9 protein-coding genes are annotated in these 11,813 nt (G+C 71.9%); 6 read left to right on the forward strand and 3 right to left on the reverse strand.

What is annotated here, in order from left to right; genetic code table 11:
- Nucleotides 1-777 (reverse strand): Fpg/Nei family DNA glycosylase (locus tag J1C73_RS10605; RefSeq protein ID WP_207316123.1); only part of this gene is annotated, 777 nt, incomplete at its 3' end.
- Between the two features lie 92 nt (nt 778-869).
- Nucleotides 870-5,543: an Lhr family helicase gene (locus J1C73_RS10610; RefSeq protein ID WP_207316124.1), complete on the reverse strand. Its 4,674-nt coding sequence runs from the start codon at nt 5,541-5,543 to the stop codon at nt 870-872.
- A gap of 137 nt (nt 5,544-5,680) precedes the next feature.
- Here J1C73_RS10610 and J1C73_RS10615 point away from each other — a divergent pair, with 137 nt between their 5' ends.
- From J1C73_RS10615 to J1C73_RS10625, 3 genes are read left to right on the forward strand one after another with little or no spacing between them, the layout of a single operon-like run.
- On the forward strand, nt 5,681-6,544 hold the full coding sequence (locus J1C73_RS10615; RefSeq protein WP_207316125.1) for a helix-turn-helix domain-containing protein: 864 nt from the start codon (nt 5,681-5,683) through the stop codon (nt 6,542-6,544).
- A 10-nt stretch (nt 6,545-6,554) separates the two neighbouring features.
- Nucleotides 6,555-7,343, forward strand: coding sequence for an AzlC family ABC transporter permease (locus J1C73_RS10620; RefSeq protein ID WP_207316126.1), 789 nt, complete (start codon nt 6,555-6,557; stop codon nt 7,341-7,343).
- The gene (locus J1C73_RS10625; protein ID WP_207316127.1) at nt 7,340-7,645 is read left to right on the forward strand and encodes an AzlD domain-containing protein; all 306 of its coding nucleotides are present in this window, start codon (nt 7,340-7,342) and stop codon (nt 7,643-7,645) included. The genes J1C73_RS10620 and J1C73_RS10625 overlap by 4 nt, the downstream gene beginning before the upstream one ends.
- A gap of 26 nt (nt 7,646-7,671) precedes the next feature.
- Here J1C73_RS10625 and J1C73_RS10630 read toward each other — a convergent pair whose 3' ends face one another.
- Nucleotides 7,672-8,586, reverse strand: a complete 915-nt coding sequence (locus J1C73_RS10630) for a hypothetical protein (RefSeq protein ID WP_207316128.1) — start codon at nt 8,584-8,586, stop codon at nt 7,672-7,674.
- A gap of 79 nt (nt 8,587-8,665) precedes the next feature.
- Here J1C73_RS10630 and J1C73_RS10635 point away from each other — a divergent pair, with 79 nt between their 5' ends.
- The 3 genes from J1C73_RS10635 to recA all read left to right on the forward strand — a co-directional run bounded on the left by J1C73_RS10635 (nt 8,666) and on the right by recA (nt 11,653).
- Nucleotides 8,666-8,860, forward strand: coding sequence for a DUF3046 domain-containing protein (locus J1C73_RS10635; RefSeq protein ID WP_207316129.1), 195 nt, complete (start codon nt 8,666-8,668; stop codon nt 8,858-8,860).
- Nucleotides 8,861-9,032: 172 nt separating this feature from the next.
- Nucleotides 9,033-10,202 (forward strand): AI-2E family transporter, encoded by a 1,170-nt coding sequence (locus J1C73_RS10640; RefSeq protein WP_123466120.1) that lies wholly within the window; start codon nt 9,033-9,035, stop codon nt 10,200-10,202.
- 320 nt (nt 10,203-10,522) lie between these two features.
- A complete protein-coding gene (gene recA / locus J1C73_RS10645; protein ID WP_123462723.1) occupies nt 10,523-11,653 on the forward strand; it encodes a recombinase RecA in 1,131 nt (376 codons plus the stop codon).
- Nucleotides 11,654-11,813: the final 160 nt, after the last annotated feature.

The following is an 11,813-nucleotide window of genomic DNA, read 5'->3' on the forward strand; positions in this document are numbered from 1 at the left end:
GTCCTGCTCCGCCGTGCGGATCGGCGTTCCGCAGCGGAGGCAGGGGCGGTGGGTTCTGCCGTAGACCCAGAGGTTCTCGCTCCGGCGGCCGGTGCGGTACGGCTGCCCCGCGGTGGTGCGGGGGCGTGCGCCGGTGGTGGTGGTGCGCACCGGGCGGTCGCGGTTGGCTTCGAGGAGTTGGTGGGCGGTGCTCACCAGAAGGGCAGCCGTGGCGGCAGGCAGTTCACCGATGGGGAGCCAGGGCGTGGCACGGGCCAGGAAGCACAGCTCGGCCTTGTAGATGTTGCCGATGCCGGCCAGGTTGCGCTGGTCCAGGAGAGCCTCGCCGAGCGGGCGGGCGGGGTCGGTGAGCAGATTACGCAGCGCGGTGGCGGCGTCCCAGTCGGGACCCAGGAGGTCCGGGCCGAGGTGGCCGACCGCCTTCTCCTCGTCCGCGGTGCGCAGGAGTTCGAGGACGGGGAGGCGGTAACCGACGGCCGTGTGCGCGGTGTTGGCGAGCACGGCGCGGATCTGGTGTGCGGGGCCGCCGCGCCAGCGCTCGTCAGGGCCGTAGATCCGCCAGGCGCCGTCCATCCGCAGATGGCTGTGGAGGGTCAGGCCGCCCTCGAAACGGGTCAGCAGATGCTTGCCGCGCGAGATGGCGTCGAGCACGGTCCGGCCGGTGAGGTCGGCGGTGGCGAACCGGGGGACGCGCAGGTCGGACCTGGTGAGCACCTGACCTGCGAGCGCGTGGTGCAGACGCCTGGCGGTCTGCAGGACGGTGTCTCCTTCGGGCATGGCTCCATGATGCGCGCGATGCGCGGTACGGACGAGGTCCTGCGGGTGGCGTCCGTGTGGCAGCGGGTTCGGGGGCGTGCGGGCGGGCGTGGTCAGGCGCGCAGGCGGAGGCCTCTCGGGGTGGCGAGGAAACCGGCCGACTCCAGCGTGCGGCCCAGCGGTGAGGTCAGTGCCGAGGCGCCGTTGGTGCGCTCGACCGTCACCGTGCCCAGGGCTCCGGCGCGGGCGGCTGCGGCCAGGGCTGCCGCGGCCGCCCGGAGCGCGGGATCCTCCGGGTCGGCCGGCCAGGCCAGTAGCGTCTTCCCGCCGCGCTCCATGTACAGCGTCAGTTCGCCGTCGACCAGGACCACCAGGGAGCCCGCCTTGCGGCCTGGTTTGTGCCCGGCCCCGTCCGGTGGCTCGGGCCAGGGCAGCGCAGCACCGTAGGCATTGGCCGGGTCGGCCGCGGCGAGGACCAGGGCCTGAGGGGCCGCGCCCGGCTCCTTGCGGTCGCGGGCGGTGGAGGCCGCGCGGAGCCGGTCGACCGCGCCGTCCATCGCGAACTGTGCGGCCCCCAGCCCCTCCACGACATAGCCGCGGCGCGCCTGACCGTTGTCCTCGAAGACCGACAGCACGCGGTACGCGGCGGAGAAACCGCCCTCGACTCCCTCGGCCTGGACCGCGCCGCGGGTCACCACACCGTGCCGGTCCAGGAGGGTGCGGGCCAGGGCGTGGGCCCGGTGCGTGGGATCGGGCTCGGCGGCGGGCAGCAGGGACCAGCGGCCCGACACCGTGGGCGGGCCGGTGCGCGAGGCCGGACGGGCCGCGGCCGTCAGCGAGCCGTAACGGCCGCGCGGGACGTTCCGTCTGGCGCGGTGCGCGGTCGATCCGGCGGTGCGACCGGAGCCGAGGAGTGAACGCAGCGGTGCGAGGGTGTCGTTGGTGAGCCGGCCCGACCAGGTGAGGTCCCAGAGAGCGTCCGCGAGGTGTGGGTCGGTGCAGTCCGGGTGAGTGGTGGCCCGGACCTGATCGGCGATCTGGCGGAAGAAGAGTCCGTATCCGCCGGTCAGAGCGGTGAGTACGGATTCGTGCAGTGCGCTGAGTTCGAGCGGGCGCGGGGGAGCCAGGAGCAGGGGCGCGCTGTCGGCCAGGTAGAGGGAGAGCCAGCCGTCCTTGCCGGGGAGCGCGCCCGCACCCGCCCACACGACCTCGCCGGTAGTGGTGAGTTCATCGAGGAGCGCGGGGGAGTAACCGGTGACACGGCCGGGCAGGACCAGCTTCTCCAGCGCCGACGCGGGGACGGGAGCGCCCTGCAACTGCTCGATGGCACGGGCCAGTCCGTCGATTCCGCGCAGGCTGTTGCCGCCGAGATGCTGCCACTGGGGCAGGAAGCCCGCGAGGGCGGCGGGCGGGACCGGCTCCAGCTCATGCCGGAGCGCGGCGAGCGAGCGGCGCCGCAGCCGCCGCAGCACCGTGGCGTCGCACCACTCCTGGCCGATGCCGGCGGGATGGAACTCCCCCTGGACGATCCGGCCGGAGGCCGCCAGCCGTTGCAGCGCTCCGTCGGTGACCGCGGTGCCGAGACCGAAGCGGGCGGCGGCCGCGGTGGAGGTGAACGGGCCGTGCGTACGGGCGTAGCGGGCGAGGAGGTCGCCGAGCGGGTCCTTCACCGGTTCGGTGAACGCCTCCGGCACGCCGACCGGGAGCGCCGTGCCCAGTGCGTCGCGCAGCCGTCCGGCGTCCTCGATCGCCGCCCAGTGCTCGCCGCCGCCGATCCGGACCCGGATGGCCCGGCGGGCCGATGACAGCTCCTGTGCCCACGGTGGTTCGGCCCCGCGCTCGGTCAGTTCCGCGGTGGTGAGCGGCCCGAGGACCCGCAGCAGATCGGCGACGCCTTCGATGTCCTTGATCCGGCGGTCCTCGGTCAGCCACTGGAGCTCCCGCTCCAGTTCGGTCAGGACGTCGGCGTCGAGCAGCTCGCGCAGCTCCGCCTGGCCCAGCAGCTCGGCCAGGAGGTGGGAGTCGAGGGAGAGCGCGGCGGCCCGCCGCTCGGCGAGGGGGGAGTCGCCCTCGTACAGGAACTGCGCGACGTAGCCGAACAGGAGCGAGCGCGCGAACGGTGAGGGCTCCTGGGTCGTCACCTCGACCAGACGGATCCGGCGTGCTTCCAGATCGCCCATCACTTCCGTGAGTCCCGGGACGTCGAACACGTCCTGGAGGCATTCGCGCACCGCTTCGAGAACGATGGGGAAGGAGCCGAACTCGGAGGCGACCTGGAGGAGCTGGGCGGCCCGCTGCCGCTGCTGCCACAGCGGTGTGCGCTTGCCGGGGCTGCGCCGCGGGAGCAGCAGCGCCCGGGCCGCGCACTCCCGGAACCGGGAGGCGAACAGGGCGGAACCGCCGACCTGGTCGGTGACGATCTGTCCGATCTCGCCCTGGTCGAAGGCCACATCGGCGGCGCCGACGGGGGGCTGGTCGCCGTCCCGGGGGGCGTTCGACAGTGGGGCCGGTGCCCCGCCGCCGGAGTCGGAGGCCCGCTCCTGGTCCACCGGGTCGAAGTCGAGGAGGTCCAGGCCCATCATGTCGGCGTCGGGCAGCCTGAGGACGATGCCGTCGTCGGCGTGCATGACCTGGGCGTCCATGCCGTACCGCTCGGCGAGGCGGGCGCTGAGCGCGAGCGCCCACGGGGCGTGCACCTGGGCACCGAACGGTGAGTGCACGACGACGCGCCAGTCGCCCAGCTCGTCGCGGAAACGCTCGACGAGGATCGTCCGGTCGTCCGGTACGTGACCACAGGCCCGGCGCTGCTCGCCGATGTACGACAGCACGTTGTCCACGGCCCAGGTGTCCAGGCCCGCGGCCAGCAGCCGTTGCCGCGCGTCCTGGGGGGACAGCCCGCCGAGCTCGCGGAGGAAGGCTCCCAGAGCGCGGCCCAGCTCCAGCGGGCGGCCCAGCTGGTCACCCTTCCAGAACGGCAGCCGGCCGGGGACGCCGGGCGCGGGCGACACCAGCACCCGGTCGCGGGTGATGTCCTCGATCCGCCAGGACGTGGTGCCCAGCGTGAAGACATCGCCGACCCGGGACTCGTACACCATCTCCTCGTCCAGCTCACCGACCCGGCCGCCGCCCTTCTTGGGGTCGGCGCCCGCCAGGAAGACCCCGAACAGTCCGCGGTCGGGGATGGTGCCACCGGAGGTGACGGCGAGCCGCTGGGCGCCGGGACGGCCCGTGACCGTACCCGCGACGCGGTCCCAGACCACGCGCGGACGCAGTTCGGCGAAGGCGTCGGACGGGTAGCGGCCGGCCAGCATGTCGAGCACGGCGGTGAACGCCGACTCGGGAAGCGAGGCGAAAGGGGCGGCCCGGCGGGTCACGGCCAGCAGGTCGTCCACCTGCCAGCTGTCCAGAGCGACCATCGCGACCAGCTGCTGGGCCAGCACGTCCAGCGGATTGGACGGGATCCGCAGCGCTTCGATGGAACCCTCGCGCATCCGCTCGGTGACCACCGCCGCCTGCACCAGATCACCGCGGTACTTCGGGAAGACGACCCCGGTGGACACCGCGCCCACCTGGTGTCCGGCACGGCCGACCCGCTGCAGCCCGGAGGCGACCGACGGCGGTGACTCGACCTGGATCACCAGGTCGACCGCGCCCATGTCGATGCCCAGCTCCAGGCTGGAGGTGGCGACCACCGCGGGCAGTCTGCCCGCCTTGAGGTCCTCCTCGACCTGGGCGCGCTGCTCCTTGGAGACCGATCCGTGGTGCGCCCGCGCGAGCAGAGCGGGCGCCCCCTTCGCGGCACCCGACTCGGCCATGATCTCGGCGGGTGAGTGGGCCTCCGGCATCGTCTCGCCGGTGGCCCGCTCGTACGCGATCTCATTGAGCCGGTTGCAGAGCCGCTCGGCGAGACGGCGGGAGTTGGCGAAGACGATGGTGGAGCGGTGCGCCTGGACGAGATCGGCGATCCGCTCCTCCACATGCGGCCAGATCGACGGCTTGTCCGCCTGGCCCGCGGTGTCCGGGCCGGCGGCGGGGGAGCCGCCGAGCTCGCCCAGATCCTCGACCGGCACGACCACCGACAGATCGAACTGCTTGGTGGACGGCGGCTGGACGATCTCGACCCTGCGCTGCGGGGAGAGGAACCGCGCCACTTCGTCGACCGGACGGACCGTGGCGGACAGGCCGATCCGGCGGGCCGGCCGCGGCAGCAGTTCGTCGAGACGCTCCAGCGACAGGGCGAGATGGGCGCCGCGCTTGGTGCCCGCGACGGCATGCACCTCGTCCAGGATCACCGTCTCGATCCCGGCCAGAGCCTCCCGGGCCGAGGAGGTCAGCATCAGGAACAGGGACTCGGGTGTGGTGATCAGGATGTCCGGCGGCCTGGTCGCCATCGACCGGCGCTCGGCGGGCGGGGTGTCGCCCGAGCGGATCCCCACGCGCACCTCGGGCTCGGGCAGTCCCAGGCGCACCGACTCCTGGCGGATGCCGGTGAGCGGGGAGCGGAGATTGCGCTCCACATCGACCGCGAGGGCCTTGAGGGGCGATACGTACAGCACCCGGCAGCGCTTCTTCGCCTCGGCGGGCGGCGGGACCGCCGTCAGCTGGTCCAGGGCGGCGAGGAAGGCGGCCAGGGTCTTGCCCGATCCGGTCGGCGCGACGACCAGCACGTCCGACCCGGCGCCGATCGCCCGCCAGGCGCCTTCCTGCGCGGCCGTCGGGGCGCTGAAGGCGCCCGTGAACCAGCTGCGGGTCGCGGAGGAGAACGAATCGAGTGCGGAGCCGGTCATGTTCCCCATCGTGCACCCCGCCACTGACAACGGCCGCGACGCCGCCGTGCGACCGGGCCGGGCCACGCGCTCCGGCCGTTTTCGCGGGCGGCGTGGCCAGGGTCGGTAACCCCGTCGCGAGCTGCGAGAATCCGGGTATGGCGGGAACCGCGGGACCGGGGGAGTGGGCGAGGCACTGGCAGTACGCGGAGCTGCCCGATCTCGACCTGCTGCGGGCCCGCTACGTCCGTCACACCTTCCCGCGCCACAGCCACGAGGGCTATGTGTTCGGCACCATCAGCCACGGGGTCGAGGACGTCGGGCTGCCCGGCGGCACCGTCCACGCGGGTCCCGGCACCGTCGTCATGATCAACCCTGAGGTGCCGCACACCGCCCGCGCCGGTGTGCCCGAGGGGTGGGTGTACGCCACGCTCTACCCGTCCGCACAGGTGATCAACGACATCGCGGCCGATACGACGAGCCTGCGCGGCACGGTCGGCTTCACGGAGACCGGCGTGGTCGATCCGTACGCGGCCCGGCTGATCGGCGAGGTCCACCGCGCGGCGGAGGAGGGCAACGCACTCGCCGCGGACAGCGTGCTGCGGGTCATGGTCACGCGCCTGCTCACCCGGCACGGCAGCGCGCTTCCCACCTTCGAGCCCCGGGCGGCGGGCGCGCGGGACGCGGAGCGTGCCCGTGCCATACTGGAGAGCAGGATGGCCGGGCCGCCCACGCTGGAGGCCCTGGCCACCGAACTGGGCACAAGCCCGTTCGCGTTGCTGAGAGCCTTCAAGAAGCAGTACGGAATGCCGCCGCACACCTGGCTCACCGACGCCCGGGTCCGCCGTGCGCGCCGGATGCTCGACGCGGGCACGCCTCCCGCGGTGGCGGCAGCCGAGGTCGGCTTCACCGACCAGCCGCATCTCAACCGCCACTTCACCCGGATCGTGGGCGTGCCACCGGGCGCCTACCAGCGCGAACGTGCAAGAACGTACAAGACCGGCCCTGAGCTGCCCGGGTAGCGTTCCGGACGTGGCAGAACAGACAGCACCTCAGAGAGCCGGCGAAGCGGCCGGCGGCAGTGTGATCACCGCCGGGGCCAAGCCGGACGCGGCCGTCGTACGTGACGCGCTCGGCGTCGGCATCGCCGTCGGACTCTCCGGCTTCGCCTTCGGCGTCACCTCGGCCGGCTCCGGACTGAGCCTGCTGCAGACCTGCGCGCTCAGCCTCCTCGTCTTCACCGGCGCCTCCCAGTTCGCCCTGGTGGGCGCCCTCGCCGCGGGCGGCAATCCGTACACCGCGGCAGCCGGCGCCTTCTTCCTCGGCGTACGCAACTCGTTCTACGGCCTGCGGCTGTCGCAGTTGCTCGTCCTCCCGCGCGCCGTGCGCCCCTTCGCCGCCCACTGGGTGATCGACGAGACGACAGCCGTGACGCTGCCCCAGCCCACCCGGCGGGCCGCCCGGATCGGCTTCACCGTCACCGGGCTCACGCTCTACGTGCTGTGGAACCTCACCACCCTGGTCGGCGCCCTGGGTGCCGAGGCGCTCGGCGACACCGACGCCTGGGGGCTGGACGCGGCCAGTCCCGCCGTCTTCCTCGCCCTGCTCGCGCCGATGCTGAAGACCACGACGGAGCGCGTCACCGCCGGGCTCGCGGTCGTCCTCGCCCTCGGCCTGCTGCCGGTACTGCCCGCCGGGGTGCCCGTACTGGTGTCCGCGCTCGCGGCGCCCGTCGTCCTCTTCATGAAGGGACGCGACAAGGGCCCGGGGCCCGAGAACGCCAAGGATTCGGGCACGATCACGCCGGAGGGCGGCCGATGAACGTCTGGATCGCCATCGCGCTCACCACCGTCGGCTGCTACCTCGCCAAGCTCCTCGGCCTTCTGGTGCCCGCCGGAGCCCTGGAACGCCCCCTCGTGCAGCGCCTCGCCGCGCTGCTTCCGGTGGCACTTCTGGCCGCCCTGACCGCGCAGCAGACCTTCGGTGACGGACACCAGCTGGTACTGGACGCCAGGGGCGCGGGTCTCGCCGCGGCAGCGCTCGCGCTCGTCCTGCGCGCCCCCTTCCTCGTGGTGGTGTGCGCTGCCGTGGTCGTCACCGCCGCAGTGCGCGCCCTCGGCTGACCACACGAGGGCTGGGGCGGCCCGGGTCAGCCGAGGCCGCGCCCGTGCGCGCGCAACGTCTGTAACGCCCTGAGGGTCACCAGGGGCCGCCCCTCCAGCGCGGTCCCCGGTGCCCATTGCCGCCAGGTCACCGGCCAGCCGCCGTCCGCCTCCTGGCCGGCCGCCAGGTGGTCCAGCGACAGATCCATCTCCGCGTCGGTGAACCACCGGCGGGCGAGCGACTCCGGGGCGCGGGCGTAGTCGTACGGGAAGTGCTGCTCGCCGGGCGCGTAGCCGGCCGCCACCGGGTACTCCGCGCGCTGCTCCGGATCCAGCACGGCGAGCCGCTGTTCGCGCACCAGGCGCCCCAGGCGATCGGCGGCGGCCTCGGCCCGCGACCGGTCCGGGGCTCCGTCGAGAAAGGCGACGGCCGCCTCGATCTCGTACGGATGCGACACCTGAAGGGCATCGACGGCCGCCCAGCAGAAGTCGGTGGCCCGGAACAGCCAGGCATGCCACACCGCGTTGCGGTGCAGCAGCCCGACCACGGGCCCGGTGGCCAGCAGCTCGGCCGGCGGGTCGTCGACGATCGGAATGAACGGCGCGGCCGGATAGCCGCGCTGCGAGGGAAGGAGTGCGGGCAGCGCCCCCTCCTTTGTGGACACATCCGTAAGGAAACGGCAGATCCGCTCCACCCGGAGCCCGTTGCAGCGGCCGATGGAGTCGAGGACGCTCAGCGCGTGGGCCGTGTGCAGCGGCTGACTGACGGGGCCCCGCAGATCGGGTTCGAGCGCGTGACCGTATCCGCCGTCCTCATTGAGGTAGGCGGCGAGCGCCGTTTCCACGGCATCCGCACTTCCTTTCAGGAAGTGATGGGCGAACCGCCGCTGCTCGAGGACACGGGCCGTGAGCCAGATGAACTGCTCGGCACGGTTGAGGGGACTTTCTCCAGTTCCAGCCATGGACCGACCGTAGGCCGGTATGTGCTCCCGGCAAGGGCAGGCGGCCCGGCTGCACTCTCAGGAGCGGGATACTGAGGGCATGCGGTTGACGATTTTCTGGGAACGGATGGCGGACCACTTCGGCGCGGGCTACGCCGACTCCTTCGCGCGCGACCATGTGATGGCCGAGCTCGGCGGGCGCACGGTGCATCAGGCGCTGGCCGCCGGCTGGGACGCCAAGGACGTCTGGCGCGGAGTCTGCACGGCAGTGGGCATCCCCGCGGACAAGCGCTGACGCACAGCTCAGAGCCCTGCGCCGGGTGGCGGTTGCCCGGGGTGCGCGACAGCGTGTCGCAGCCGTAGGCGAGACTGGATGCGTGGCACCGACAGACGAGACCGCTCAGACCCAGCCGCCCCCCACCGCGCCCGTCCCGCCGGCCCCGCCGTCCGGCACCGGGCAGGTCCGCATGCCCGCCTGGCTGCCTCGTGCGATGGTGCTGGCCCTTGCGCTCTACGCCTGTTTCCGGCTCGGGAGCTGGGCGTTCGACCAGCTCATCGGGCTGTTGATCAATGTGCTGATCGCCTTCTTCCTGGCGCTCGCCATCGAGCCCGCTGTGAGCCGTATGTCGGCCTCCGGTATGCGCCGGGGCCTCGCCACCTTCCTGGTCTTCCTCGCCGTGGCGATCGCCAGTGCGGGCTTCGTCGTACTGCTCGGCTCGATGCTCGCGGGCCAGATCGTCGACATGGTGGAGGACTTCCCGAAGTATCTCGACTCGGTGATCAACTGGGTCAACCAGAGCTTCCACACGGAGCTCTCCCGGGTCGAGGTGCAGGACAGCCTGCTGCACTCCGACTGGTTGCAGAAGTACGTCCAGAACAGTGCGACCGGTGTGCTCGACGTGTCGACCACCGTTCTCGGTGGCCTGTTCCGGCTGCTGACGATCTTCCTGTTCTCCTTCTACTTCGCTGCCGACGGGCCCAGGCTGCGCCGCGGGCTGTGTTCCGTTCTCCCGCCCTCCCGCCAGGCCGAGGTGCTGCGGGCCTGGGAGATCGCGGTCGCCAAGACCGGCGGCTATCTCTACTCGCGCGGCCTGATGGCGCTCATCTCCGGGATCGCGCACTACATCCTGCTGGCGGCTCTCGGGGTGCCGTACGCGCCGGCGCTCGCGGTCTGGGTCGGGCTCGTGTCGCAGTTCATCCCCACGATCGGCACCTACCTGGCGGGCGCCCTGCCGATGCTGATCGCCTTCACCGTCGACCCCTGGTACGCCCTCTGGGTCCTCGGGTTCGTCGTGGTGTACCAGCAGTTCGAGAACTATGTGCTGCAGCCCAAGCTGACCTCCAGGACCGTGGACATCCACCCGGCGGTTGCCTTCGGCTCGGTGATCGCGGGTACGGCGCTGATGGGCGCCGTCGGCGCGCTGATCGCCATCCCCGCCGTGGCCACGCTGCAGGCCTTCCTCGGCGCCTATGTGAAGCGGTACGACGTCACGGACGACCCGCGGGTGCAGGGCCAGCACCCGTGGCAGCGCGGCGAACCGCTGTCGATGCGGCTGCGCCGGCTCTGGCATGCCCCGGAGGGCGATGGCGGGCAGGGGTCGGACGAGGTGCCGCAGGGACGGCAGCCCCGCCCCTGAGAGCGCGGTTCCCGATGAGGAGCGGAGACGCCGCCGGTCGATGGCGCCCCTAAAACGCCAGCTTTGAGCGTGATGTCGGATGCATGGCGTTGGCTCCCTCAATGCCCGATACGGGGGCACTATCCTGGGGGCGAGCCGATGTGACACGGTGCGCTTGACACCAAAATCGAACATCCGTTCTCATGGGATTCCGGCCGGGTTTTGCCGGGCTCGACCGTGGAGTTGTCCACAGGCCGGGAGGACGTCGAGGCCCATTGTCAGTGGCAGGGGTTAGCGTCTGAGACGTGAAGCGATCGACTCAAGCAAATCGGGTGGAACCCATGGCAGGAAACGACCGCGAGAAGGCGCTGGACGCCGCACTCGCACAGATTGAACGGCAATTCGGCAAGGGCGCGGTGATGCGCCTCGGCGAGCGGCCGAACGAGCCCATCGAAGTGATTCCCACCGGTTCGACGGCGCTCGACGTCGCGCTCGGCGTCGGCGGTCTGCCGCGCGGCCGTGTGGTGGAGGTGTACGGACCGGAGTCCTCCGGTAAGACGACGCTGACGCTGCACGCCGTGGCGAACGCGCAGAAGCTCGGCGGCACGGTGGCCTTCATCGATGCCGAACACGCCCTCGACCCCGAGTACGCGAAGAAGCTCGGTGTCGACATCGACAACCTCATCCTGTCCCAGCCGGACAACGGTGAGCAGGCTCTCGAGATCGTGGACATGCTGATCCGCTCGGGCGCCCTCGACCTGATCGTCATCGACTCCGTCGCGGCCCTGGTGCCCCGTGCGGAGATCGAGGGCGAGATGGGTGACTCGCACGTGGGTCTGCAGGCCCGTCTGATGAGCCAGGCGCTCCGGAAGATCACCAGCGCGCTCAACCAGTCCAAGACCACCGCGATCTTCATCAACCAGCTCCGCGAGAAGATCGGTGTGATGTTCGGCTCGCCGGAGACCACCACCGGTGGCCGCGCGCTCAAGTTCTACGCCTCGGTGCGCCTCGACATCCGACGGATCGAGACGCTCAAGGACGGCACCGACGCCGTCGGTAACCGCACCCGCGTCAAGGTCGTCAAGAACAAGGTCGCGCCGCCGTTCAAGCAGGCCGAGTTCGACATCCTCTACGGCCAGGGCATCAGCCGCGAGGGCGGTCTGATCGACATGGGCGTGGACAACGGCTTCGTACGCAAGGCCGGTGCCTGGTACACGTACGAGGGCGACCAGCTCGGCCAGGGCAAGGAGAACGCCCGCAACTTCCTCAAGGACAACCCCGATCTCGCCAACGAGATCGAGAAGAAGATCCTGGAGAAGCTGGGCGTCGGTGTGCGGCCCGACGCGGCGCCCGCCGAGCCCGGAGCGGACGCGGCCGGAACTGCCGCGGCTCCGGCCGACGGTGCGGCGAAGCCGGTGTCCGCTGCGGCCGGCAAGGCCAAGCCGGCCAAGACGGCGGCGGCCAAGAGCTAGACCGTGACGCGTCGTACGGAGTGGCCGGGCAGCGCCGCCGAATCCGGCGCGGGACCCGGCCCCGAATCCGCCGCCGGACACACCACCGGATCCGATCCCGAGTCCGATCTTCCCTACGAGCCGGCGGCGGGGGCCGGCCGAGGCAGGGGGTCGGGTTCGG

The sequence above is a fragment of the Streptomyces laculatispora genome (assembly GCF_017353455.1).
In the GTDB taxonomy this organism is placed as follows: Bacteria; Actinomycetota; Actinomycetes; order Streptomycetales; family Streptomycetaceae; genus Streptomyces; species Streptomyces laculatispora.